Annotated in this window: 20 protein-coding genes and 3 pseudogenes; 14 read left to right on the top strand and 9 right to left on the bottom strand. The window is 65.7% G+C overall.

Annotated elements, in window-relative coordinates; all coding sequences use genetic code 11:
- Window positions 1–7 precede the first annotated feature (7 nt).
- A complete protein-coding gene (locus G335_RS0108360; protein WP_018146209.1) occupies window positions 8–457 on the bottom strand; it encodes a host attachment protein in 450 nt (149 codons plus the stop codon).
- Window positions 458–692: 235 nt separating this feature from the next.
- Between G335_RS0108360 and G335_RS0108355 the strand changes: the two genes are divergently transcribed.
- From G335_RS0108355 to G335_RS0108345, 3 genes and pseudogenes are all read left to right on the top strand, one after another.
- Window positions 693–1,730 carry a DUF21 domain-containing protein gene (locus G335_RS0108355; protein ID WP_018176453.1) on the top strand — a complete coding sequence of 346 codons (1,038 nt, stop codon included), beginning with the start codon at window positions 693–695 and terminating at the stop codon, window positions 1,728–1,730.
- Between the two features lie 20 nt (window positions 1,731–1,750).
- A pseudogene (locus tag G335_RS13545) lies at window positions 1,751–2,080 on the top strand (hypothetical protein); the annotation flags it as partial.
- Between the two features lie 296 nt (window positions 2,081–2,376).
- Window positions 2,377–2,631 (top strand): annotated as a pseudogene (locus tag G335_RS0108345) (hypothetical protein); the annotation flags it as partial.
- Between the two features lie 30 nt (window positions 2,632–2,661).
- Here the strand turns inward: G335_RS0108345 and G335_RS0108340 are convergent.
- The 3 genes from G335_RS0108340 to G335_RS0108330 all read right to left on the bottom strand — a co-directional run bounded on the left by G335_RS0108340 (window position 2,662) and on the right by G335_RS0108330 (window position 6,164).
- Entirely contained in the window at window positions 2,662–3,048 is a 387-nt protein-coding gene (locus tag G335_RS0108340; protein WP_018176450.1) for a YajD family HNH nuclease, read from the bottom strand.
- A gap of 70 nt (window positions 3,049–3,118) precedes the next feature.
- Entirely contained in the window at window positions 3,119–4,153 is a 1,035-nt protein-coding gene (locus G335_RS0108335) for an alpha/beta fold hydrolase (RefSeq protein ID WP_196799424.1), read from the bottom strand.
- Complete coding sequence (locus G335_RS0108330) at window positions 4,143–6,164, bottom strand: site-specific recombinase (RefSeq protein ID WP_018176448.1); 2,022 nt, start codon at window positions 6,162–6,164, stop codon at window positions 4,143–4,145. Before G335_RS0108330 ends, G335_RS0108335 begins: the two co-directional genes overlap by 11 nt.
- Window positions 6,165–6,430: 266 nt before the next feature.
- On the opposite strand from G335_RS0108330, the gene G335_RS0108325 reads away from it, so the two are divergent.
- The 3 genes from G335_RS0108325 to G335_RS0108315 all read left to right on the top strand — a co-directional run bounded on the left by G335_RS0108325 (window position 6,431) and on the right by G335_RS0108315 (window position 8,987).
- The gene (locus G335_RS0108325; protein WP_018167879.1) at window positions 6,431–7,045 is read left to right on the top strand and encodes a BMC domain-containing protein; all 615 of its coding nucleotides are present in this window, start codon (window positions 6,431–6,433) and stop codon (window positions 7,043–7,045) included.
- Between the two features lies 1 nt (window position 7,046).
- On the top strand, window positions 7,047–7,619 hold the full coding sequence (locus G335_RS0108320) for an NUDIX hydrolase (RefSeq protein WP_018167878.1): 573 nt from the start codon (window positions 7,047–7,049) through the stop codon (window positions 7,617–7,619).
- A 78-nt stretch (window positions 7,620–7,697) separates the two neighbouring features.
- Window positions 7,698–8,987 (top strand): TlpA disulfide reductase family protein, encoded by a 1,290-nt coding sequence (locus G335_RS0108315; RefSeq protein WP_018176447.1) that lies wholly within the window; start codon window positions 7,698–7,700, stop codon window positions 8,985–8,987.
- A 144-nt stretch (window positions 8,988–9,131) separates the two neighbouring features.
- Here G335_RS0108315 and G335_RS14185 read toward each other — a convergent pair.
- A pseudogene (locus tag G335_RS14185) lies at window positions 9,132–9,227 on the bottom strand (rhodanese-like domain-containing protein); the annotation flags it as partial.
- A 184-nt stretch (window positions 9,228–9,411) separates the two neighbouring features.
- Here G335_RS14185 and pgaA point away from each other — a divergent pair.
- From pgaA to pgaD, 4 genes are read left to right on the top strand one after another with little or no spacing between them, the layout of a single operon-like run.
- Entirely contained in the window at window positions 9,412–11,808 is a 2,397-nt protein-coding gene (gene pgaA, locus G335_RS0108310; protein WP_018176446.1) for a poly-beta-1,6 N-acetyl-D-glucosamine export porin PgaA, read from the top strand.
- Window positions 11,808–13,865: a poly-beta-1,6-N-acetyl-D-glucosamine N-deacetylase PgaB gene (pgaB, locus tag G335_RS0108305; protein WP_018176445.1), complete on the top strand. Its 2,058-nt coding sequence runs from the start codon at window positions 11,808–11,810 to the stop codon at window positions 13,863–13,865. The genes pgaA and pgaB overlap by 1 nt, the downstream gene beginning before the upstream one ends.
- 9 nt (window positions 13,866–13,874) lie before the next feature.
- Window positions 13,875–15,137: a poly-beta-1,6-N-acetyl-D-glucosamine synthase gene (gene pgaC, locus G335_RS0108300; RefSeq protein WP_018167874.1), complete on the top strand. Its 1,263-nt coding sequence runs from the start codon at window positions 13,875–13,877 to the stop codon at window positions 15,135–15,137.
- Between the two features lie 34 nt (window positions 15,138–15,171).
- Window positions 15,172–15,687 carry a poly-beta-1,6-N-acetyl-D-glucosamine biosynthesis protein PgaD gene (pgaD, locus tag G335_RS0108295; RefSeq protein WP_018167873.1) on the top strand — a complete coding sequence of 172 codons (516 nt, stop codon included), beginning with the start codon at window positions 15,172–15,174 and terminating at the stop codon, window positions 15,685–15,687.
- A 113-nt stretch (window positions 15,688–15,800) separates the two neighbouring features.
- On the opposite strand, the gene G335_RS0108290 is transcribed toward pgaD, so the two are convergent.
- Entirely contained in the window at window positions 15,801–16,475 is a 675-nt protein-coding gene (locus G335_RS0108290; RefSeq protein ID WP_026304796.1) for a rhodanese-like domain-containing protein, read from the bottom strand.
- A 273-nt stretch (window positions 16,476–16,748) separates the two neighbouring features.
- Between G335_RS0108290 and G335_RS0108285 the strand changes: the two genes are divergently transcribed.
- Window positions 16,749–17,339, top strand: a complete 591-nt coding sequence (locus tag G335_RS0108285) for an Sbal_3080 family lipoprotein (RefSeq protein ID WP_018167871.1) — start codon at window positions 16,749–16,751, stop codon at window positions 17,337–17,339.
- Window positions 17,340–17,374: 35 nt separating this feature from the next.
- On the opposite strand, the gene G335_RS0108280 is transcribed toward G335_RS0108285, so the two are convergent.
- The 3 genes from G335_RS0108280 to G335_RS0108270 form a co-directional block, all read right to left on the bottom strand.
- On the bottom strand, window positions 17,375–18,679 hold the full coding sequence (locus tag G335_RS0108280) for a TlpA disulfide reductase family protein (RefSeq protein WP_018167870.1): 1,305 nt from the start codon (window positions 18,677–18,679) through the stop codon (window positions 17,375–17,377).
- A 108-nt stretch (window positions 18,680–18,787) separates the two neighbouring features.
- A complete protein-coding gene (locus G335_RS0108275; RefSeq protein ID WP_018167869.1) occupies window positions 18,788–20,302 on the bottom strand; it encodes a GGDEF domain-containing protein in 1,515 nt (504 codons plus the stop codon).
- 111 nt (window positions 20,303–20,413) lie between these two features.
- Complete coding sequence (locus tag G335_RS0108270) at window positions 20,414–20,647, bottom strand: hypothetical protein (RefSeq protein ID WP_018146192.1); 234 nt, start codon at window positions 20,645–20,647, stop codon at window positions 20,414–20,416.
- Between the two features lie 137 nt (window positions 20,648–20,784).
- Here G335_RS0108270 and G335_RS0108265 point away from each other — a divergent pair, with 137 nt between their 5' ends.
- The 3 genes from G335_RS0108265 (at window position 20,785) to G335_RS0108255 (ending at window position 23,475) form a co-directional block, all read left to right on the top strand.
- Window positions 20,785–22,101: a rhodanese-like domain-containing protein gene (locus G335_RS0108265; protein WP_018176444.1), complete on the top strand. Its 1,317-nt coding sequence runs from the start codon at window positions 20,785–20,787 to the stop codon at window positions 22,099–22,101.
- A 236-nt stretch (window positions 22,102–22,337) separates the two neighbouring features.
- Window positions 22,338–22,949 (top strand): TetR/AcrR family transcriptional regulator, encoded by a 612-nt coding sequence (locus G335_RS0108260; protein ID WP_018176443.1) that lies wholly within the window; start codon window positions 22,338–22,340, stop codon window positions 22,947–22,949.
- A gap of 34 nt (window positions 22,950–22,983) precedes the next feature.
- A complete protein-coding gene (locus tag G335_RS0108255; protein ID WP_018176442.1) occupies window positions 22,984–23,475 on the top strand; it encodes a DsrE family protein in 492 nt (163 codons plus the stop codon).
- Window positions 23,476–23,490: the final 15 nt, after the last annotated feature.

Below are 23,490 nucleotides of genomic sequence, written 5' to 3'. Positions count from 1 at the left end.
ATGGTGCCTAGTAGAGGAAGTCGGGCAGGTGCTTGCGCAGGGTGGTGGCGTCGGTCGACTTGGTGATGTTCTTGGCGACCTCGGCGGTGACGCTATGGGCGACGGTCGGGTCCAGCATTTCGCGCAGGGCGCCCAGGAACGAGGGTGCGGCGACGATCACCAGTTTTTTGAAGGTGCCGTCGTTATGGGCGGACTTGAGGCGTTCGGCCACCTGACGGGCAAAGCGGTTGCGCTCGTTGGCGGCCGGGTCGGTGCTGTCCTGCATGGCGTGGCGGGCGTCCCCGCTGGCGCTGCTCCAGCTGCGCCCGGGACGATCCGAGACGAGATCCTGATTGTGGGCGCGGGATTCGCTGTGCGAGAGCGTCTCGCTCTCGTGCATCCCCTGGCAGGCACGGCCCTCGCAGGTGAAGATGCGGGCTCGTGCGGCGTCGGCGACAACGATCCAGACAGTATCCATGCAGATCCTCCTGTAGCGTATTCGGTGGCCCGACCGGCCGTTTCCTGACGTACCGGGCCGCTGTGGTGCCGGCCCGACAGGCATCGGCCCCATCTCCAAGTGTAGATGTTTTGCCGGTTTGCGGGTGCGGCTTGGCACGACGAAACGAACGTTCCGTGCGGGCGCGCACGGCTTGCCACGCGGTACCCTGAAGCCTCTCCCGTTCGTGCGCCGTGTTGCCCAAGGAAAAGACCCCATGAGCGTCCTCACCTGGCTGGGTATCCTCGTCTGCCTGTCCCAATCGGCGATTCTGTCCGGACTCAATCTCGGACTGTTCTCGCGCAGCAAGCTGGAGCTGGAGGTCGAGGCGCAGAAGGGTGACCGGCGCGCGGAGCGCCTGCTGGCCCTGCGCGCCGATGCCAACTTTGCCCTGGTGACCATTCTCTGGGGAAACGTCTCCGTCAACGTGCTGCTGGCGTTGTTGTCGGGTTCGGTGATGGGCGGCGTGGCGGCATTCCTGTTCTCTACCGTGGTGATCACGATCTTTGCCGAGATTCTGCCGCAGTCCTACTTTTCGCGGCATGCCCTGCGGGTCGCCGGGGCGCTGTATCCACTGCTGCGCTTCTACCAGATCCTGATGTACCCGGTGGCACGGCCCACTGCCTGGGTGCTGGACCGCTGGCTGGGGGGCGAGGAGATTCGCTTCTTCCCCGAGCGGGACCTGCATCACCTGATCGACCTGCACATGCAGGCCCACGGCAGCGAGATTACCCGGGTCGAGGGGCGGGGCGCGCGGAATTTCCTCGAGCTGGACGACATCCTGGTGCAACACGAGGGCCAGGCGCTGGCCCCGGACAGCGTGATCACGCTGGGCTTCGAGGCCGGGCGTCCGGTGTTCCCGGCGATCGAGTCCCGTACCGATGATGCGTTCCTGCGTCGACTCAATGGACCGGGTCGCAGCTGGATGGTGGTCATCGATCCCGAGGGCGAGCCGCGCACGGTGATCCGGGTCGCGGATTTTACCCGCGAGGCGCTGTTTGCGCCGGAGCGGTTCGATCCCCACCATCACTGCCATCACCCGCTGGTCGTGCGTGATGGCAGCCACCGGCTGGGCAGCCTGGTATCCCATTTCCGGGTGCGCCCGGCCAGCAGCGGTGACACGGTGGTTGGGGACGACGTGATCCTGCTGTGGACCGATAGTCAGCGCCGGATATTGAGTGGGTCGGATATCCTTGGGCGCCTCTTGCGCGGTGTCGGCCGGGAGGCCCCTGCGGACACGCCGGCGCCGGTTTGATTGTGATACCGGGGGGGCGAATGGAGTTCAGGATCGTGGGAGGGGCGGGGATTGCCCCCTATCTGGAGGATGTTGCACGCCTGCGCATCGCAGTCTTCCGCGAGTGGCCATATCTCTACGACGGGAGCGCGGAGTACGAAGAGCGGTATCTGCAGGACTACGTCGGCTGCCCGGACAGTACGCTGGTACTCGCGCTGGAAGGTGATCGCGTCGTGGGGGCCTCCACTGCGCTGCCGCTGGCTGCGGCCGAGGCGGAATTCCAGGCCCCGTTCCTTGAGCAGGGACTGGACCCGGCGGCGTATTACTACCTGGCGGAATCGGTACTGGAGCCGGACTTCCGCGGCCAGGGAGACGCTGATTGAATCGCGCGCTCGCGCTCGAGTCGCTTTTGCGTGCGAACAAGGCGCGGCGACTGCCGTGCAGTCATTCTGCACAAGGGAGCCGCAACGCTGTTCGCGCGCCCGTTCTCGTCAACAACGGGCGGCCGAGCCCCTGCATTCAATCGCTTGTGGGGTTGGTGCCCCCTGTTCCCCGATCCTGCGTTGTGCCGCTTGCGGGTAGAACCACTACCCGCTGCACGACGCGCCTTGTCTCGGAAAACAGGGGGCACCAACGCGAGAGCGCGATTCAATCAGCGTCTCCCTCGGGGGCGGGGCATCGGTTCTTCGACGAGCGCGAGGCGGCAGCGCGGCGCCTGGGCTTTGCCCATGCGACCTTCTGCGCGGTGGTGCGCCCGGAGGATCACCCGCGACGCCCGGCCGGTTACCGGCCCCTGGACGGGTTCTGGAGAAAGCGCGGCTACCGGCGCGCCGAGGGGCGGGTTGGCCACTTCCCGTGGCCGGATATCGGCGCGAGGCAGGAGAGCCTCAAGCCATTGCAGTTCTGGTGGCGCCGGCTCTGACCCGATGCCGACATCCAGCCCGCAGTCGTTCTACGCCTTCGGGTCGTCGCCGCCCCGGTCGTTATCGTCAAGCAACCCGGCCAGCCCGGCAAAGGGGTTGTGGGTGGCCGAGGAGGTGCTCGCCGTATTGCCGCTGCCCGGAGTGGCGTCGGTGTAGCGCTGGTGTTCGTTGTCGTGGCAGTACAGGCACAGCAGCTCCCAGTTGCTGCCGTCGGATGGATTGTTGTCGTGGTTGTGGTCGCGGTGGTGCACGGTCAGCTCGCGCAGATTGACGCGGGTGAATTCGCGCCCGCAGCGGCCGCATACCCACGGATACATCTTCAACGCTTGCTCGCGGTAGCCCTGTTCCCGTTCCGCCTGGTCGCGGCGGCTGCGGGCAACCAGGTCGTCGAGGCGGTTGGGGGTCGAGTGGCTCATAGGGCGTTCTCCGAAGGTTGGCTGGGTCCACCGTAGCGCCAGCGCGCGGTGGTGGCCAGAGAAACCCGAGTCAGTGCTTTTCGCGCAGGTACTGCGCCAGGGCGTCGGGCGAACGCTCGTGGCCCGAGGGGAGGCTTCCTTCGGGGTCCCGCAGCCAGGCGGCGACGTCGTCAAAGGTGGTCTCGGCCCCGGTATACCGGGTCAGCATGTGATAGCCCTCGGGGTAGAGCGCGGCCCGATGGTCATCGGATCCCTGGGCGGTCAGGGCCTCCAGCAGGCGCGCCAGGGGCAAGGGTGGCACCAGATCGTCGCGCGCTCCGTACAGCGTCAGGCTCGGTGGGGGCAAAGCCGGGCCCGCCTCCAGCGCGTGGGTCATCAGGGTGGTCAGGCCGTCCAGGGCATCGATGCGGGCATCACGCAACACCAGCGGGTCGTCACGCATCTGTTGTAGCACCGCGGGGTCATCGGTGGGGTGGATGTCGAGGTCAGCGGCCATCTCGCCGTCCAGGCGCCAGCCGGGCGCCAGGCGCGCCCCGAGCCACAGGCCGAAGCGCTGATACCAGGGCATGTCGCCACGGCTCCAGACCGCCGGGGCGATCAGGACCGTGCCGGCGACCCGGGGCGATGCAGTGGCGGAATCGGTCGTTTCCTCCATGGCCAGAAGCGCGACAGCGCCGCCCATGCTCTTGCCGATGAGGTAGGGCGTCTGGTCGGGGTAGCGCTCTTGCAGCAGCCGGAGTGCGGTGCGGGCGTCCTCGGCCAGCAGTCGGTGACCGGACCAGTAGCCGGCGTTGCGCGTGGCTCCGAAGCCGCGCTGGTCATAGGCATACACCGCAATGGCGTGCCCGGCCAGCGCCTCGCCCAGCGCCTGCATGCTGCCACCGTGGTCGTTGAAGCCGTGCAGGGCCAGCACAACCCGCTCGGGGGTGTCCGGCCCCCAGCGGTGCAGCGGCAGCCGGTCGCCATCCGTCGTGTGGATCACCTCGGAGGCGATCAGCGGGGTGCGGGTCTCGTCACCGGACGGGCTGGGTACCGTCCCGGCACAGCCGGCGAGCGATAGCGCGAGTGTCGGCGCCAGCAGACGCAAGGCCCTGCTAACGAGCATCGGACTCGTCGTCGCCTCCGTTGGTCGTGGTCTGCGCGCCGGGCGGGAACAGGAATTCGCCCGGACGTTCGCGCAGGTGGCGACCATAGGCGCGAACGACGCGGCCAAAGGTCCCGATGCGCACGCCACGGGCGCGCAGCGCAACGTACAGCGCGAGCCCGAAGCTGACCCACAGGTTAACTGCCCCGATCAGCAGCACGAACACCAGAAACAGGACGAACATGCCCAGCCCGGGCGCTTCGCTGGCGGTGACATAGCCGAGGTTGGCCGAGGCAAAGGCGACGTGCTGGATGTCCAGTGGCAGGTTCAGCAGGTAGCCGACATATCCGGTCACTCCCAAAAGCACGCCGAACAGGAAGTTGCCGATCAGTGCACCGTAGTTGTGGCCGATCCAGTCGGCCAGGCGGTGGCGCGCCCCGGTCGGCAGCAACCGGCGCAGCAGCGGATGCTCGCGCAGGCGGCCGGGCAGGTCGAGGTAGGCGCAGCGGTTGTCGAAGAAGCCCGCAATCAGGCCGGAGACGAACAGCCAGACCCCGGCGATCGCGGCAAAGAATAGCGCCAGGCCCATGATCGGGTGCAGCCCGTCCACCAGGTAGTCGACCTCGCGACCGGACAGGACCGGAGCGTTGAACAGACCCGCCGCAAACAGACCGATCAGGATGGCGGTCGGCAGCGCGATGCCCACGTTGCCGAGTACTGCGGCGAACTGCGAACGGCCCACCCGCATCAGGAGATCTGCCATGGTTCGTGGATCGGCTGTGCCGCGTTCGCTTTCTTCGATGGCGGCGGCCAGACGCGCGGCGGTCATTGCCGGCTGCTTGGTGGCCACGGTGAAATGCAGGATGTGGATCAGCACAAAGCCGAGGCCGTAGTTCAAGCTCACCCACAGGGTGTTGACCGCGTGGGACAGTCCCAGGGATTCAATCTGGATTTTGATCAGGGCCATGACCGCGATGATCAGCCCGGCGCCGGCTCCGGAGCGCAGCATCTGGAAGTATTCGCCGCGCGACTGCGTGATGTAGTGCTCGCCGGTGTCGCTGACTTGCTGGGTGATGCTGCGCGAGACCAGCTTGATGTTGTCCTGCCACAGCGCGCGTACGCCGTGCTGGCGGGCGCTGATGGTGATGAGTTCGCGGAACACCCCGACCGAGGCCGCGCGCGTGTCGCGGTCCGCGTCCGGCTCCAGCAGGTCCAGTAGCTTGTGAATGCGGCCGAGGGTCTGGTCCAGACGTTCCAGAAGGTGGGTGAGCGACAGGCTGTTGCCATGGGTGATGGCCAGCTGGCGCAGGCGCGCGATCTGCTCGCTGCACTGCTCCAGAAGCACCCGCGCGTGGCGGTCGTCCATGCGTTCGCGGTTGGGGTCCTCCAGGGTGGCGCGGTAGTCACGCACGTAGGCGGAGATCTCGCGCTCCTGGGCGACAAAGGCCGAGTTGTGCTCGGCGATCGATGGGTCCAGGCGCAGCAGTTCCGGCTCCAGCTCCTCCGCGGCCACCCAGATCGACAGCATCTCCAGGGCGTAGAGGATTTCTTCGCGTGCCCGTTGCAGGACCCCGGGGTGTTCCCCGGTCAGGCAGCCCAGGGCCTCCAGCAGGCGCCACCAGGCATCGTCCGGCAGGGCCGCAACCCAGGCGGCGTCATCGGTCTGGTGAAACACGTGATAAAGCACGTCTTTCAGGTCGCGCCGGTCCATCGGGCGCGGATTGATCCGCTCGTAGATCAGCTCCGCGGCCTCGCGGAAGAAACCCTTGCGCGAGAACAGCCCGATCCCGGTGTACAGCGTCAGGTGCCGGGCGTCCTCCAGCCCGTCCTCCAGGCGCTCACGCAGCCGGTCCTGCAGGCGCGGGTTCTCGCCCAGGGCGAGGGTTAACTGCTCAATACGGGAGATCACCGGCGCGACATTGCGCGGGTCCTCCGGGCGCAGCCAGTCCACGAGCTGGCGCAGGGTCTCGGCCAGATCGAGATCGGCGTCTTCCACGCTGGCGAGGAGGTGTTCCGCATCCTTCTTCGGCATGACAATCCCTGTGGCTGCGGGGTTGGCGTTGCATTATACGAGCGTCTTCCCGGGACGTGTGGCCGCCCGAAGGCCGGCCCGTGAAGGCACTCAACGTTGAGCTTGGGGCGCGCTGCGTTCACAATACGTCCTCCAATTCTCCCGCGTGTGCACGCGAGCCCGCCCATTTCGGGGCGGCTTGCATGAGGCGTGCGCGGATTCCCGCGCGGGTTCGGGCCGCGACGTGCGGGAACCATGGGCCGCAGGCCCTGGCCCAGAGCGAATCGATGATCCAGCTGCGCACCTACGTCTACATGGATTCCCTCCAGCCGCAGCTGGCGGAATACATGGCTACGGTCTCCCAGGGCTTCCTGCCCGTTCCGGGAGACTCCTGCCTGTGGGTGGAAGTGTCCCCGGGGATGGCGGTGCACCGCCTGACCGACGTCGCACTCAAGGCGACCAACGTGCACCTCGCGCAGCAGGTGGTGGAGCGCGAATTCGGCTCCATGGTGATCCACCACCGCGACCAGAGCGATGTGCAGGAGGCCGGCCGCGTGCTGCTGGCACGCCTGGGCGCCAGCCAGGACGATCGCCAGCCCTGCCGCATCCCGTGGCAGGAGACCATCCGCGGGATGACCCCGGATCACACCGTGCTGATCAACCGCCAGAACCGTCGCGGCAACATGATCCTGCCGGAACAGAGCATGTTCATCCTCGAGGCGGAGCCGGCGGGGTACATCATCTATGCCGCGAACCAGGCCCTGAAGGCCGCCAACGTCTCGCTGATCGACGTGCGTGCGGTGGGGGCCTTTGGCCGACTGACCCTGGCCGGCAGAGAGGGCGATGTGGACGAGGCCGCGCGCGCGGCGATCCACGCGCTGCACAACCCCGCCGGGACCTGAGATGCATCGCGCCCAGCTGCTGGACCTGCTCGCCCGACACCAGACGACCTTCATCGAGGAGGCCGGCTACGTCCGCCGCGCCCTGGAGTTCGTCAGCGAGCACCCGGACTGCTTCCACTGCGATCTCCTGCCCGCGCATGTAACCGGTTCCGCCTGGGTGGTCAGCCCCGATCGTGAGCAGGCCCTGTTGCTGCTGCACGGCAAGCACCACCGCTGGTTCCAGCCCGGCGGGCATGCCGACGGCCAGGCCGACATCCTGCAGGTGGCGCTGCGCGAGACCCACGAAGAGACTGGCCTCGCCCCCGAGCAGATCCGCCTGGTGGAAGAGGATGTCTTCGATCTCGACATCCACACCATCCCGGCCAGCCCGCATTTCCCGATGCACGAGCACATCGACGTGCGCTTCCTGCTGGAGATCGACGACCGCCTGCCGGTGCCCGGCAGCGACGAGTCGAACGACATCCTCTGGGTGCCGCTGCAGCACGTCTCGCGCTACAACAACTGCCGTTCCCTCTGGCGCATGGTGGAGAAGACCCGACGCCTGCGTACCTACCAGCACACCCACCTGCGCTGATCCTGCCCCGGCTTCGGCGCCTCCGTGCGCCGTTCCCGCGAACGCGAGTGGGCGCTATAGTCGCGGTCGGTTCCCTTGATGGATGCCCGCGTGTCGATACGATCCCTGCCGCGTTTGGCCTTGCTGCTGTCTCTGCTTCTGCTGCTTCCGCCAGCGGGTGCCGGCGAGGTGGAATCGCACACCGTCACGGTGACCGATCCCGCTGGCGTGGACCTGGAGGTCACCGTGTACCCGGCCGCCGGCGATCGAGTCTACCTCTGGCTGCTGCCACAGGCGGGCGAACACGCCAACCATGCGCGCCTCGGCCGCGAGCTTGCTGCGATGGGTGTCGAGGTCTGGCAGGTCGATCTGCTGGATGCCCATTTCCTCCCGCGCACCAACGAGAGCATGCGCAGCCTGGATGGCGTCAGCGTAGCGGCGCTACTGCGCGCGGCGCACGAGCAGACCGGCAAGCAGGTGATGCTGGTGGCCTCGGGCCGCCCGGCGATCACCGCCCTGCGCGGCATGCGTCAGTGGCAGGAGGACGGCCCCGAAGAGGCTTACGTACTCGGTGCGGCGCTAGCCTTCCCCAACCTGATGGTCGACACGCCGGTGGCGGGTGCCCCCGCCGAGTTCGTCGATGTGGTGCGCGCCACCAGTCTGCCGGTCTTCCTGCTGCAGCCCACCCAGGGCGTCTATCGCTGGCACCTGGACGACATCCTGGCCGACCTGCGCCGTGGTGGTAGTGCCGTGTTCGTGCAGACGGTCCCGCATGTGCGCGACTTTTATTACCTGCGCCGTTCCGATCCCGAGCCGGAGGAACAGGCCGCGGCCGAGCGCCTGCCTGCGCAACTGCTGCAGGCAGGCCGGCTACTGGCCAGCGTCCCGCGCCCGCTGGCGGCCGCGCCGCTGCCGGAGGCCATCCGTGCGATCGAAGTCGGCCGCGGGCTGGTGGAGCGTGATCGTCCACGGCCGGTCGCGGACTTCACGCTGACCGATCACCTGGGTGACGAGCAGTCGCTGTCCGATTACGACGGCCAGGTGGTGCTGCTGAATTTCTGGGCCAGCTGGTGTCCGCCCTGCGTGCACGAGATCCCGTCGATGAACCGCATGGCCGAGACCCTGGGCGAGGGCTTCGCCATCGTATCGGTCAATTATCAGGAAAGCGCCGAGCACATCACGGCCTTCATGCAAGAGGTGCAGGTGGATTTCCCGGTCCTGATGGACTTCGACGGACGAGTAGCTGCCGACTGGCGCGTTTTTGCCTTCCCCAGTTCGTTCATTCTCGACCGTGACGGCCGCGTCCGCTATTCGGTCAACAGCGCCATCGAATGGGACGACCCCGACGTCATTGCCACCGTCGAGGCCCTGATGGCGGAGCCGAAGTAGCTGATTCGCTGCCTGGCGGAGTCACCGCCGATTCGCCACCCATTCCGTCCTTGCGAGCACCGCGAAGTAATCGGGTGGGGCTGTGCCCTGGTCTGGCCGAGGGCTTCGCTGCGCTTGCAACGACGAGGCAGGCGTCCTCTCGGGTTAGCCGTCGGTCTCGCCCTCGACCGTGGTCAGGCCGAAGGCGTGCCACATCTGCATGCCGCCGCGGTACCACTTGAGGCGCTCGGCCGGGTAGCCGAAGCCCCCGAATCGGCTTCCGGGAGGATTGTTAATATCCGGTCTCCTGCATGTTGTATGTGATAGCCTTCACAAAAATGAAAGGTCGCGGGTTAGGGGGCTGATGGACAGGGGAGTGGAGTATGACCGGGCGCGCATGCCCAGGGTCTTTGTCGGGAAGTGGGCACGGGTCACTTGCGGCGTTGTGCTGCCATGGATCCTGTCGGTCCCCGGCTACGCTGCAACTCTGGACCAGGAGCGCGAACAGGCCGTTGCACTTGCCCAGGAAGGACGGGTGTTCGAGGCCGCCGAGCGCTTGCGTGCGCTGGAGGCCCGCTCCCCGAATCAGCCCCGCCTGCAAGCGGACCTGATTGTTGTGTTGCGTCTGGTCGGGGATAACGCGGCGATCGTCTCTCGAACCCAGGACCTCGATCCCGAGTCCGTCCCGGACTATGCCCACATGAGCTGGGCCTTCGCCCTGCGTGACGAAGGCGAATTTGCGGCAGCGGCGGCTATCCTGCGCGACTCTAGGAAAAGGCTGGGTAGTTCCGCGCAGATCCTTTTCGCCGTGGCCAGCGCCGAGGCAGGTGATGCAGCAACGGCGCGCCAGGCCCTTGCGGAAATCGACCCCTTGCCCGAATCGGTTCAGGAGCTGGCTCTGATAGCGTATGGCTTGCGCCAGTCGGATACACCGCGTCAGGCCCTGGCAATGGCCAATCGTGCGCGCGCCCGCGATCCGCAGCATCCTCTGGCTTTTCAGGAGCAGACACTGGCCTTGTGGACGCTTGGGGCCAGCAACCGGGCGTTTGCCGCGATGCAGGAACGCCCGGACCTGTTCGAGGTCGATGTTCGCTATCAGGCCGAGGCGGATGCGATCGCGGCGGATATCCGGCAGGCACTGGATATCCGCTCCGAGCTGGAGGCCGAAGGCCGCCACGAAGAGCGGGACCGGGAGCTGAATCGGGTCCTGGCCAGCGCGGACGAATTTCTTTCGCGCATCCCGGAGGCGCATCCGCAGCATTTGCGGGTCCGTTTCGATCGAATCGCCTTGTTGCGGGAACTCGAGCGAATGCCGGAGACGGTTGCGGCGTTCGAGGCACTACCGGAGCGCACAATCGCCCCGGCCTATGTGCGTCGAGCGGCGGCCGATGCCTACCTGGCTGAAGAGCAGCCCGAAACGGCCCTGCCCCTGTACGAGTCCCTGGTTCCGGAGGACGAGCCGCCGGAGGTCTCGTTGCTGCTGGACCTCTATTACACGCACATCGCGCTCGAGGAATATTCCGCGGCGGCGGATCTGCTTGAGCGCGCCCAGCGCCACACGCCGGTCTGGCTGGATATCGATCCGGATCGTGATCCGATCCCCAACTGGGAGCGGGTCGACGTCGATCAGCTTCGGGTGTATGACGCGGCCTATCGCCAGGATCTCGATCGAGCCTGGGAACGCAGTGGAGAACTGGTCCGCCAGGCTCCGGCCCACGCCGGTCTGCGGAACACCCAGGCGCGCATGGCTCGCTGGCGCGGCTGGCCGGTGCGCTCGCGGGACATCACCGAAGTGGCAGAGCGCTGGGCGCCCGATGCACGGGATACGCGACTCAATCGGGCGGAGAATGCGCGCGACCTGGGCGAGCACGACACCTGGGTCCAGGAAGTCGAGTCCCTGCGGGCCGATTATCCCCGCAGTACGGATGTTCAGCGCCTGTCCGAAGAGCTGGAAGACCGTGGCCGCCCCTCCATCGAGAGCGAGGTCGTTTTTGGCCGGACATCGGGTGGCGAAGGGCTGGTAAGCGGTGATCGCGACCGGGAATGGCGTACCCGACTGAATTCGCCCTGGTCCGATCATCCACTTCGGGCCTTTCTGGAACATCGCTACACCACGGCGTCATTCGGCGATATCGATGGACGCTATGACCGCATTGGTGCGGGCATCGAGTGGGACGCGCGGCGCCAGCAGGCCTGGTTGCGCTTCGATCGTGATCTCAAGGGGGATGCCAATCCCGGGATCGCGGCCGGGTGGTCGCGGTGGCTCGGTGACCACTGGCGGATCGGCGTCGAAGCGGACAGCTACTCGATGGAGACGCCCTTGCGGGCGATCGATGCGGGTCTGAAAGGCTGGTCGGCCTCGGCTTCCGTGGACTGGCGGGCCCACGAATCCCTTTCGGCGTATGCCAACGTGGGCCTGTTGTCGATTGATGACGGCAATCGCCGGAGCTCGCTGGGCGGGGGCGTCACACGACGAGTGTATGCCAGTGCCCACCACACGACCGATGTGGGCGCCGATTTCTTTTTCCAGAACAACAGCCAGCCGGGCGGACCCTATTTCAACCCGGAGCAGTCGGCCAGCACCTCCGTTCGGGTGGACCACGACTGGATTACCTGGCGTGACTACGACCGGGCCTTTACGCAACATTTTCACGCCGCGGTCGGTACGGGCTACCAGTCCGGGTTTGGCAGTGACCCGACGGTGGCGCTGCGCTACGAGCATCGCTGGGATCTGGATCGTCGCTGGTCCGTCGACTACGGCCTCGGCTGGGGTTCCACCACCTACGATGGTGACCGGGAAGACCGGCTGTTCGGGCTTGTGCGCCTGCGAGGGACCTTCTGATGCGTCGTCTTATGATCATCCTGCTGATGCTTGCGGGGGTATCGCATGGCCTAGTGCATGCGCAGGACGCCTTCACCATCCCGGATGGGCACTTCCTCGCGCTTTCCTATCACGATGTACGCGACGACGTGCAGCCGGGGAGGGATGCGGACCCGTACGCCGTCAGCACGCAGCGGCTGGTGGAATGGTTTGACTGGATGGAGCGGCAGGGGTGGCGGCCGGTTTCGTTGCAGCAGATCGTTGATGCCCGCGAGGGAAGGGAGCCGCTGCCGGCCAATGCGGTGCTGCTGACCTTCGATGATGGTCTGGCCAGTGTCTACAGCCACGTGTTCCCGTTGTTGCAGGCCTATGAGTATCCGGCGCTGGTCGCGCTGCAGACCGGTTGGTTGGAGACCGTCTGGGCGGGCGAGGATGTCACCTACAACCCCGAGACATTCGCGGATGTCGCGAGCCCCGAGCCGGCAGCGGATCAGCCCCCGCCCGGGACCGTCACGTACAACGAAGCGCCGCTCGGAGCCGAGGGCTTTCTGGCGCTGTCCGAGTTGCGCGAGATGCAGGCATCGGGGCTGGTGGAATTCGCCAGTCACAGTCACGACCTGCATCGCGGCATCCTGGCCAACCCGCAGGGGAACGAGCAGCCAGCGGCCATTACGCGTCGTTATGACCCGGAAATCGGCCGTTACGAGGACCACGACACATTCCGTCAGCGGATCCTCGATGACATGCGGGCCAGCAATGCCTCGCTGGAGGCGATGGTAGGTGTTGCGCCGCGCGCCATCGTCTGGCCCTACGGCGCTCACAGTGCGGAGGTGGACGCACTGGCGACGGAGGCCGGGATGCCCTGGTCGATCTCGCTAGGCGCGGACCCGGTCAACCACCCGGAACAAGCGCGGGTCAACCGCTTGCTGATCAGTGGAGATCCGCGGCCGGTACAGATTGCGCAGAGCGCGCGTCCCGAATCCGCGACACGTGCGACATCGCCGCAGCCACAGCGGGTGGTCCATGTGGATCTTGACTACGTCTACGATCCCGATCCGGAGCAGACCAATCGCAATCTCGGTGTACTCCTGGACCGCATCCAACGGATGCAGGTCCGCACGGTCTACCTGCAAGCCTTTGCCGACCCGAACGGTGATGGCAACGCGGATGCGTTGTACTTTCCGAATCGGCACCTGCCCGTGCGTGCCGACCTGTTCAATCGCGTCGCCTGGCAGCTGCGGACGCGGGCCGGCGTGCGCGTGTATGCCTGGATGCCACTGCTCTCCTTTGATCTGCCCGATCAGGACCTCCATGCCGAACTGTCGGTGCAGCGGCCCGGGCCCGAAGGTGCCCCCGTGCCGGCGGATCGTGACTATCGCCGCCTGAGTCCGTTTCTTCCTCAGTCCCTGGAGATTGTCGGCGAGATCTACGAGGACCTCGGGATGGCGGCAAGCGGTATTGCCGGGGTGTTGATCCACGACGACGCCTACCTGGCAGCCGACGAGGACCTGGCGGCCTGTCAGGACGGAGCGCGCTGGCCCGGAACGGCGGACCGCCCGCTCTCGGATTGCACTCTGCGGCCGGAGGAGAAGACCCAGGCCCTGATCGATTTCGGGGAAGAGGTGATCGGCCGGCTGCGCTATTTCACCAATCTGTCTCTCGAATTTCGCACCGCGCGCAACCTGTATGCGCGGGTGATTCTCGAACCGGAAGCCGAGGAGCGGTTCGCCCAGGCGCTGCCCGCTGCGGTCGAGGCATACGACGAGGTCGCCATCATGGCCATGCCCTGGCTGGACGGGACCGAGCTTCCGCCGGATGTCTGGCTGGCCCGACTCGCGGATGCGGTGGACGAGCAGATCGGGGGCTTCGAGGACGTTGTATTCGAGTTGCAGGCGCGTGACTGGCGAGGCGAAGGCCGCTGGCTGGAAGCGACGCTCTTGCGCGACTGGATGGAGCAGCTTGTGCGGCGCGGGGTGCTGAACTTCGGGTACTACCCGGACGACTTCCTGCGGGATCAGCCGGAATTCGGCCCCACGTTCGAGGGCATGTCTCTGAATGCCTTCCCTCATCCGCGATAGGGAGTCGGCATGACCTTCAACGCCCTGACCAATTTTGCCTTCTTCTACCCGCTAATCATGGCCTGGGTCTGGATCATTGGGGGCGTCTGGTATTACCTCCGCTGGGAGCGCCGCAAGGGGGCCGATCCCGATCATCCGCCCGACAGTGGCAGTCTGGCTGCGTGCAGCATCATCATTCCTTGCTTCAACGAGGCAGAGGTGATTCGCGACACGATCCATTACGCCCATGCGAGCGAGTACCACGACTTCGAGATCATCGCCGTCAACGATGGCAGCAGCGATGCAAGCCCCGAGATTCTCGAACAATTGACTCACGAGTATCCCCGTCTGCGCGTGGTGCACCTGGCCAGCAATCAGGGCAAGGCCGTTGCCCTGCGGACCGGGGCACTGGCGGCGCAGAACGACTTTCTGATCTGCATCGACGGCGACGCGTTGCTGCATCCGAACGCCGTGGCCTGGATGATGTTCCACCTGACTTCGGGTCCCCGAGTGGGCGCCGTTACCGGTAACCCGCGCATCGTCAATCGCAGCAGCCTGCTGGGCAAGCTTCAGGTTGGGGAGTTCTCGGCCACTATCGGTCTGATCAAGCGCGCCCAGCGAGTCTACGGGCGCATATTCACCGTCTCGGGCGTGATCGCGGGTTTTCGTCGCACGGCCCTCGATCGGGTCGGGTACTGGAGCAGCGACATGGTCACCGAGGACATCGATATCTCCTGGCGGCTCCAGCTCGACCACTGGGACATACGATACGAGCCCAATGCGCTGTCTTACATCTACATGCCGGAGACTCTGGCAGGACTTTGGCGTCAGCGCCTGCGCTGGGCTCAAGGGGGGGTGGAGACGGTGCTCCGCCACGGCGCCAGTCTGTTCCATTGGCCCAAGCGGCGGCTATGGGGCGTGGCCCTCGAGTATGGGGTCAGTATCGTCTGGGCCTACGTCATGTTTGTCATCATCCTTGTGGCCTTTCTGGGTCTGGTGATCGAGCTTCCGGAAGGCTGGATCCAGCCGGGGCTGCTGCCGCAATGGGCGGGCGTAATTCTCGGACTGACCGCGCTGATGCAGTTCCTCGTCAGTTTGATGATTGATCGTCGCTACGAGGTCGATGGCCGGTTTTTCCGCAATTATTTCTGGGTGATCTGGTATCCACTGGCGTTCTGGCTGTTGTCCATGGTCACCACGGTCGTGGCGGTCCCGCGCGCCCTTCTCAAGCGTTCCGGAGAGCGTGCTCGATGGATCAGCCCGGATCGCGGGCTGCGGCCCCCGGAAGAATGAGCCCATGAAGCACTTGCGACCGCGTGTTCCCAAAATGATCGACCGCTCGGATCTGGAGCCGAGTAGAAAGCGCTATATCAGTCAGTTGGTCAGTCTTGTTGGATGGGGCATCTGGATCTACCTGTTCACACCCCTGATCGCATTGGTCGGGTGGGCGCTGGGCGTGGAGTTGTTCGAGCGCTACATCCTGGATGACCCCATGGGCACGTTGCGGGCAATTCAAACGTACGCCATCGCGATTGTCTCGGCGGGCGCGATCTTCATAGGGTGGGCCGGTTACAACTGGTTCCGCTTTCACAACAAGGAACGTCGGCGCGCACCGGAACCGGTCGGGACCGAGGAGTTGGCCCGGCATTTCGGCATCGATCGTGACGAGGCCGAGATTATCGCAACGGCTCGCATTGTGACGGTTCATTTTGATGAGACCGCACGGATCGTCGATGTCCAGACCATGGTTCCGCGAGCTCCATCGGAGCTCGCAGGCGATTCCGACGAATCCAGTGACTCTGATCCGCCGGCGGACCCGAATGGGGAGCGCCGCTACGGCTGACTGGCGGTGGTTTCTTTGTACGCCCGTTATTGGTTGGCCTTGCCGCCCGCGGGGTTACCTACACGCCGGATTGCTTCGCAGCGCTCGCAATGACGAGATGGACGCCAAGCGGGCTAGTCGCTGGTCTCGCCCTCGACCGTGGTCAGGCCGAAGGCGTGCCACATCTGCATGCCGCCGCGGTACCACTTGATGCGCTCGGCCGGGTAGCCGAGGTTGGTCAGGGTGCGGATGTTGGTGGGTGACTGGCCGCACCAGGGGCCGTTGCAGAACAGCACCAGGGTCTTCGCCCGGCTGAAGTCGTAGAAGTCGCCGTCGAAGATTGCGCCGAAGTCTTCGGTCAGCACGTTGCGCACGTCGTCCGGGTCCGCGCCGGAGGCGAAGTGCAGGCGGTCCCAGGGGATGTTGACGGCGCCGGGGATGGTGCCGCGGCGGTATTCGCGCGGGGTGCGCGAATCGATGATCACCAGGTCGTCGCGCTCCGTGGTCTGCTGGAGGTAGTCGATGAACTCCAGTTCGCCCAGGGTCTCGACGCCGCGGCCAAGGCTCATCGGCTGGATGCAGAATGGCGGGCAGGGCCGCGCGATCTGTGCGTAGTCGAGGTCGATGGTCGCGAAGGTGTCCTGGTCGCGGGCTACCGTCACGGTCTCGTTGCCGTGGCGCACGTCGAATGCGGCCATGTCGGCGGTGATGCCGACCTCCGTTTCCGCGAATGCCGGAGCGGTCAGGAACAGGACCGCCGCTGCGAGCAGGCTCGATCGCACTTTTCGTGCGCTAAAGGGTGCTTTCATGGGGGGAGTCTCCGCTACGTCTCTCATACGTCGAACGTAGTCTCGAACTGCGGCGCTTGCGCGAAATAACGCCTGCCCGCGTGGGCATTTCCTGACCCGGCACGGTCCTGCACGAGGGGGCGCGCGATCCATCAGGCGGGGGGTGACCGATGATGTACGGACGCCTCGGTATTCGGGGAGTCGTGCAGGTCTGGTAGGGTGCGCGCTCGTTTGCGCGGGGCAGGTGCGCGCAGGATTGCGTCCAGAGGAAGGAAGGTGTTTGTGTTGCGAGGAATGCGTACGTTTTGGGTGGCCGGCATTGCGCTGGTGGCCACCGGATGTTCCATCACCCAGTCGATTGAGCCACTGGATGCGGTGGATGTCAGCCTGGTCTGCGTGCTCGACAACCCCGAGATCCACATGGCTGGATTTCAGCCCGAGATGCGCGAACTGATCGAGCAGCGAGGTATCCGCACGGACGTCTATTCCGGTTCCCGCCCTGCACGGTGTTCGCATTACCTGGAACACACCGCGAACTGGAAGTGGGATCTGGCAATGTACCTCTCGTACGCCGATCTTCGCGTCTATGACGCCCAGGGCCTGGCGGGGCAGGCCACCTACGATGCCCGCAGCGGTAGCGGGCGGATGGACAAGTTCGGGCCGACCCGAGAGAAGCTGGCGCCGCTCGTGGACGAGCTGTTCGCGCAAGTGAATGCCGTGGAGTTGATCCGCGGAGGTGAACAGGCGGATCAGGGACGCGATGAAGACTCCGACGGCCGTTCGGTCGAGGCGCGACTGGAAGAGCTGGATCGCTTGCACGACCGGGGGCTGATTACCGAAGCGGCCTACGAGGAGCGCCTGCGCGCCATCCTGGCGGATCTTTAGCACGCCCCGCGCGGCGCCGCGCCCTTTCCCGACCGCTACGCGTCTTCGTCCAGCAGGTCGCGGATCTGGTCGATCACGCCGGGTTCGGTCCATTCGATGGCGCCGAACAGGTAGTAGCGCAGGCGGCCCTTGCGGTCGACGACGTAGCTGGTGGGGTAGGCCATCGCGCGCCAGTCGTCGAGGGAGTCCTGTTCCGGATCGAGGAGGATGGTGAACTCGGTCTGCACCTCGTCCTCGATGAAGCGTTGGATGGTGTCCTCGTCCTCGCCCAGGTTCACCGCCAGGATGCGAAAGCCTTCGTCGCGCAGTTCGTCCTCCAGCAGTTGCATGGACGGCATCTCGTGCACGCAGGGCGGGCACCAGCTGGCCCAGAAATTGATCAGCACCACCTCGCCGCGATAGTCCTCCAGTCGATGGATATCCCCCGCCAGGTCGGGCCGCTCCAGCGGCGGGGCCGCCACGGGTTCATCCAGGGCGTTGAGCTGTGCGTCGGTGCCGCTTGGGGTGCGTACTGCCAGGTCCGTGTCCGGTCCGGCCACGGCGGGTGTGCGTTGATGAGGCAGCCGCGTCAGCAGTTCCAAGGCGAAGATGATTTCGCGGTGGAAGGTCTCGCTGGCGAGTCGCTCGGCTTCGGTCGCATCGGGGCGGAAGAAGAAGCGGTCGCGGATCCCGGGAAGCAGGCGCGCCCCCACTGCACTGCCGCCCTCGGTCAGCCCGCTGCGAATCCGCCCGAGATGCTGGCGCTGGGGCGACTGGGCCGGTTGCAGGATGTACACCGGCAGATTGGTCAGCCGGACGATGGGTTGTAGTTCGGCCTCATCGGTATCCACGCCGGTATGCAGGAAGGGGCTGGTCATCAGCAGTCCGGCCAGGTAGTCCGCCTCGGGGTGGGCTTGTTGCCACTGGTACAGGCCGGTGAGCAGCCAGGGCAGGGCACGGTCATGCCCGAAGGCATAGACCGGTCGTCCGGTATCGGTGTGGGTTGCCTCGATCAGGTCCGTCACCGTGGCGGTGGGCATGTCGTCGAAGCTGGATGCCGCCTCGGGCAGGAAGTGGCCGGTGAACGGATCGGCCAGCCAGGTCTCGACCCCGGCCGCCTGCAGCGCCAGCGCCTGTTGTCGATGGCCGTCCTGCAGGCCGTGTTCGGAGGGGAACCACAAAAGCACGGCGTCGCCATCGGCGCGATAGCGTTCCACCGGGATCTCGGCCCCGCCGGCCTCGATCGAAGCGGCGGCGTCGACTGCGCCCGTCGGGCCGTTCGCCTCCTGCGCCAGTGCGGCGAACGGGATCATCAGCAGGGCCGCGAGGGCAAACAGGCGTACGAGAATACGGTGTGTCATGGAAACCTTGGTGAAGGGGCTCGGGAATAGACGCGCGAGAGCTTGATATTGCTCCACGGATCTCCTGCAGGGTGTCAGGATTGTGTTCGCAGTCGGGGATTCCGGTCCCTACAACGCGGGCATGCCTGCAACGGGTATGGGTTCGGCGGGGGCGATCATGATGCGGTCACGTCCGCCGTCCTTCGCGGCGTACAGGGCCTGGTCGGCGCGTCCCAGCAGCGAGTCCATGGTGTCGCCGGGGTGGAAGCTGGCGATCCCGGCCGAGCAGGTCTGGCCGTTGGGCATCGCGGTGCGCAGGCGTTCCAGCACGCGGCGGGCCTGCTGCGCATCAATGTGCGGGAACACCACCACGAATTCCTCGCCGCCAAAACGTGCCAGCAGGTCCGTGGGCCGCAGGATGGGACGCCAGGCATCCACCATTTCCTGCAGCAGGGCATCGCCGGCTGCATGGCCGTGGGAATCGTTGAAGCGCTTGAAGTGGTCAATATCCAGGAATGCGAGGTTGAGCGGGCCCTGGGTGCGTTCGGCGCGGGCGATCTCGCGGGTTAACTGTTCTTCCAGGTGGCGACGATTGCCGGCCCCGGTCAGCGGGTCGGTACGCGAGAGGTTCTCCAGGCGCTTGGCCTGGTGCTGGGTCTCGCGCAGCAATCCAGCCATGCGGTACAACACCAGCAGGAACAGCAGGATGGAGGCGATCGCCGCAACGCGAATGATCTCCATCTCGCTGCCCGCCGTGAACAGGATCACCATCGGCACCAGGACGGACGCGGCGCCCAGCACGAGCAGACGCCGGCCGGAGAGCTCGGCGTGCGAGATGTGTGCGCGCGGTTCGGTCTTCGCGGAAGGATGCCATGCCGCCGCCACGATCAGGGAATAGGCAATCAACCAGAAGGCATCGGTCAGTCCGCCCGCGGTGTACCAGCCGGTGGAGTTGCCGTGGGCGTAGAGCAGGTCGGCCGTCAGATAGGCGAGCATCCCCAGGAGGAGGAAACTGTGGGCCGTGATGCCGGTTCGGTGGAGGAACACCAGGCGCAGGACCAGGGGCAGCAGGATCAGGTCCGCGACCGGATAGCCCGTGGATACCAGCAGTTGCAGCCAGGTCAGGTCGGGGTCGTAGGTGTAGGGTGCGATCAGCAGGGCCCACCCGAGCACCGCGGCCGAAATGCCCACGATCAGGGCATCCACAAACGCGCCGTCGTCGCGTGCGGTCTGGCTTCCCAGTTGCCACAGCGCGATGGCGAACAGCGGGTATACCGACAGGTAGAAGATATCCGCGGCTGAGGGGAAGGGTTCCAGGCCCTGCAGATCGAGCCAGTACCAGATGCCGTGGCCGATGGCCGCCAGCGTCAGTACGGTGGCGATCAGGCCCCAGGCGGTCGCGGCGAATGGCCTCGGCCGGCGCAGTGCGGCGATGCCGACAGCGAGGGCAGCGCTTGTGGTGCCCAGCACGTAGAGACTGCTGGCCAGCAGGCCATAGGGCAGGGCGACATAGGTTGCGGTCAGCAGGAGGCCAATGCCCAGAAGAACCTGCCAGGTATCCGGCCGAACGGCCCGGGCGCCGCGATGGTTTCCCCCGTCAGCGCAGTGCGTGTCGTCGTGCTGGATACTGGCCCATTTCCCCATGGATAATATGGTGACAGACCGATTGCGGGTTGTCCCGTTTCGGCATGCCTCTTGAGCCGCTCAGCCGGGCGCCACGGGCTACAAATAGCCCGTGGCGCCCGGCAGGTTACGTTACAGGCCGATCAGTTCGGCGTGGACACCGGTCGCGGTTACCGTGTCCAGCAGCTTGCGGCTGTCGACCCGTTCCGGATCGTACTCCACCACCATCAGGTGGGGCCGTTCGTCGTGACTGGAGGCGGCCATGACGCCGGGGAGTTCACGCAGGGTGTCCTGGATGCGCTCGCGGGCCGCGTGGTCGGTGTTTTCGTCGATGTGGATGGTGACATCCGCCATGTGATTGCTCATTGGGGGTTCCTTCGGCTGCTGGGCCGTGTGCCTTTACCCTGAATATAGACACTGTACGGGGTGGCTCAAGCGGAGGCCTGGCCGGCGGCGGAACAGGGGGCTATGGTGGAGGGATGGACGCCAAAAGGAGAATCACGATGCGAGCGATCTGGCTGGGACTGGCCCTTGCCGCGGTAGGTAGTACCGCGCAGGCCGAAGAACTGACGGGCGACACGCTGCTGGAGGCCGCCAACGCCGAGATCACCAACATCGACAAGGAGGGCCTGCAGGAGTGGATCGCCAGCGAGCCGGACCATGTCGTGATCGACGTGCGCACCCGCACCGAGATCGAGCACACCGGCGGGCAGATCCGGTCCAGCGAGACGCTCAATATCCCGCGTGGCTGGATCGAGTTCGAGGTGCCCGGCGAGATCCCGGACAAGGACACCCCGATCGTCGTCTATTGCGGCCAGAACCTGCGCAGCGTGGCCGCCGCGCAGACCCTGCAGCAGATGGGCTACACCAACGTGCAGAACTACCCCGGCGGCTTCTTCGAGTGGCAGGACGCGGGCCTGCCACTGTACGTGCTGGACAAGGCGCGCGACTCGTTCCTTTATGACCGGCCGCAGGAGGTGACCGATGGCGTGTGGTCGGCGATTGGCGCGACCCAGCCCTCCACCTACGAGAACTCCGGCCACAACAACAACCTGTCGTTCATCATCACCGAGGACGGCGTGGTGGTGATGAACGCCGGCGACAACTACCTGCTGGCTAAATCACTGCACGAGGAGATCCGGAAGCTTACCGACCAGCCAGTGAAATACGTGGTGCTGGAGAACGCCCAGGGCCATGCCATGCTCGGCATGACCTACTGGCAGGAGCAGGGCGCCACGGTGATCGCGCACAAGGATGCCTGGCGCGAGATCGAGGCCAACGGCCAGGCCAGCCTGGAGGGTGCGCCCAACCGCACCCGTGACAAGGCGTTCATGACCGAGCTGGGTACGCCGGATGTGACCTTCGCCACGCGCCTCGACCTGGACATGGGCGGCGAGACCATCCAGATCCGCTACCTCGGACCGGGCCATGCCCCGGGCGATATCGCCATCTGGGCGCCCGAGCGCAAGGCGCTGATTACCGGCGACCTGGCCTTTCACCAGCGCATGCTCCCGATCTTCGATTACACCGATACCGCCGGCTGGATCGAGACCTGGCATGAACTGGAGGCCCTGGATGCCGACTACATCATCCCGGGCCACGGCGAGCCGGTGAATGACTTCGACGTGCTGCGCCGCTACACCCACGACTACCTCGTGCATCTGCGCGAGGAGGTCCAGCGCATCCTCGACGAGGGCGGCACGCTGAACGATGCCTACAACATCGACCAGTCCGCCTACCGCCACCTGGACACCTACGGTGAACTGCACCGCCAGAACGCCGGCCGCGTCTTCCGCACCATGGAGTTCGAGGACTTCTGAACCGGAATCCGGGTGCGGTGACCTGGTCATTGCGAGCGCAGCGAAGCAATCTCCATCCGAAACCACCGGACCCAGGGTCGACTCAGGGTCCGGTGGTATATCCCTGGGCGGGACCGGCGGCATTGGGCTCGGTCGACAAGCTCGCAAAGCCTTTTTCTCACCCCATATCGGCTTGCATATGGCATTCACCAGATATTCGCGCTAAATTAGAACGAACGTTCGGTTCGGTTGTGGTGATGACGGAAAACCCGAAGCAATCAGTGCGCGGTGCCGCGCTGCGCAAGCTCGTGCTGGATACTGCCCTGGAGCGGTTCAGTCGTGATGGCTATTTCAATACCTCCATCCATGACATCCGTCGCCAGGCCGGGGTCTCCATCGGCTCGATCTATCACCACTTCGGCAACAAGGAGGCGCTGGCCAAGGCGCTGTACGACGACCTGCTGCAACGCATGGACGCCGGCCTGGCCGAGGTGATGGGGCGCGAGAGTGACTGCCGTGCGCGCTGTGACGGGATCATCGCGTTCCTGTTCCAGGCCGCGATCGAGGCCCCTCAGACCCTGCGCTTCGTGCTGGAGGCGCGCCACCGCGAGTTCCTTCCGGACGAGCCGCCGGTGTGTTCCTCGCAGCCGTTCCAGCGCATGCGCGAGTGCATCGAGCAGGGCATCGAGCGTGGCGAGGTACGACCGATGGAGGTTCCGGTAGCCGCTACCGCCGCGTTCGGCGGCGCGATCCGCCTGCTGCACCTGCACCTCGACGGTGTCCTGGAGCAACCGCTGGCGCACTACCTGGCCGAGACGCAGGAGGCTGCCTGGCGGGCCATCGCCATGACTCCGGCGGATCGACCGTGACCCCCGCTTTCAATCATCGAAGGAGATTCCCCTGATGAAGATCGTTGCTTCCGTGTTCCTGCTGCTGGCCCTTTCCCTGACCGCCCTGGGTGTCCAGGCCGATGCCCCAACCGACGCTCGCGCCCTGGAGGGCGTCGAGCAGGGTCGTGTCGTCTTCGACCTGAACAACACGGACCCGGAGATGCTGGCGCTGTACCTGATGGTGATTCGCGAGACGCATGAAGACCTGACCGACCAAGGCGTGGAGCCGGACATGATCCTTGCCTTTCGTGGCCAGGCCGTGACCATGATCAGCGAGGACCGCGAGCGCTTCGAACTGACCGAGTTCGATCACCTGGACGCGATCGAGGAGCACATTGCCGCCTTGCGGGAGAAGGGCGTGCGCATGGAATCCTGCTCCGTGGCCACGCGGCTGTTCGGCGTGGACGCTGGCGAGCTGCTGCCCGGCATCGAACCGGTGCGCAACACCTTCGTCTCCCTGACCGGCTATCAGGCGCAGGGCTACGCGGTCATCCCCATCTACTGAGTCCGAGTGATTCAG

It is taken from the genome of Thioalkalivibrio sp. AKL8 (genome assembly GCF_000380525.1).
In the GTDB taxonomy this organism is placed as follows: domain Bacteria; phylum Pseudomonadota; class Gammaproteobacteria; order Ectothiorhodospirales; family Ectothiorhodospiraceae; genus Thioalkalivibrio; species Thioalkalivibrio versutus.
This window is presented reverse-complemented; position numbering and strand designations above follow the sequence as displayed.

Bases quoted from the DNA above. Each gene is read 5' to 3' on its own strand.
- G335_RS0108290 (WP_026304796.1), bottom strand. From the start codon at position 16,475: ATGAAAGCACCCTTTAGCGCACGAAAAGTGCGATCGAGCCTGCTCGCA.
- pgaD (WP_018167873.1), top strand. From the start codon at position 15,172: ATGATCGACCGCTCGGATCTGGAGCCGAGTAGAAAGCGCTATATCAGT.
- G335_RS0108320 (WP_018167878.1), top strand. From the start codon at position 7,047: ATGCATCGCGCCCAGCTGCTGGACCTGCTCGCCCGACACCAGACGACC.
- G335_RS0108335 (WP_196799424.1), bottom strand. From the start codon at position 4,153: ATGCTCGTTAGCAGGGCCTTGCGTCTGCTGGCGCCGACACTCGCGCTA.
- G335_RS0108280 (WP_018167870.1), bottom strand. From the start codon at position 18,679: ATGACACACCGTATTCTCGTACGCCTGTTTGCCCTCGCGGCCCTGCTG.
- G335_RS0108260 (WP_018176443.1), top strand. From the start codon at position 22,338: ATGACGGAAAACCCGAAGCAATCAGTGCGCGGTGCCGCGCTGCGCAAG.
- G335_RS0108340 (WP_018176450.1), bottom strand. From the start codon at position 3,048: ATGAGCCACTCGACCCCCAACCGCCTCGACGACCTGGTTGCCCGCAGC.
- G335_RS0108270 (WP_018146192.1), bottom strand. From the start codon at position 20,647: ATGAGCAATCACATGGCGGATGTCACCATCCACATCGACGAAAACACC.
- G335_RS0108315 (WP_018176447.1), top strand. From the start codon at position 7,698: ATGGATGCCCGCGTGTCGATACGATCCCTGCCGCGTTTGGCCTTGCTG.
- G335_RS0108330 (WP_018176448.1), bottom strand. From the start codon at position 6,164: ATGCCGAAGAAGGATGCGGAACACCTCCTCGCCAGCGTGGAAGACGCC.
- G335_RS0108355 (WP_018176453.1), top strand. From the start codon at position 693: ATGAGCGTCCTCACCTGGCTGGGTATCCTCGTCTGCCTGTCCCAATCG.
- pgaB (WP_018176445.1), top strand. From the start codon at position 11,808: ATGCGTCGTCTTATGATCATCCTGCTGATGCTTGCGGGGGTATCGCAT.
- G335_RS0108265 (WP_018176444.1), top strand. From the start codon at position 20,785: ATGCGAGCGATCTGGCTGGGACTGGCCCTTGCCGCGGTAGGTAGTACC.
- G335_RS0108285 (WP_018167871.1), top strand. From the start codon at position 16,749: ATGCGTACGTTTTGGGTGGCCGGCATTGCGCTGGTGGCCACCGGATGT.
- G335_RS0108255 (WP_018176442.1), top strand. From the start codon at position 22,984: ATGAAGATCGTTGCTTCCGTGTTCCTGCTGCTGGCCCTTTCCCTGACC.
- G335_RS0108360 (WP_018146209.1), bottom strand. From the start codon at position 457: ATGGATACTGTCTGGATCGTTGTCGCCGACGCCGCACGAGCCCGCATC.
- G335_RS0108275 (WP_018167869.1), bottom strand. From the start codon at position 20,302: ATGGGGAAATGGGCCAGTATCCAGCACGACGACACGCACTGCGCTGAC.
- G335_RS0108325 (WP_018167879.1), top strand. From the start codon at position 6,431: ATGATCCAGCTGCGCACCTACGTCTACATGGATTCCCTCCAGCCGCAG.
- pgaC (WP_018167874.1), top strand. From the start codon at position 13,875: ATGACCTTCAACGCCCTGACCAATTTTGCCTTCTTCTACCCGCTAATC.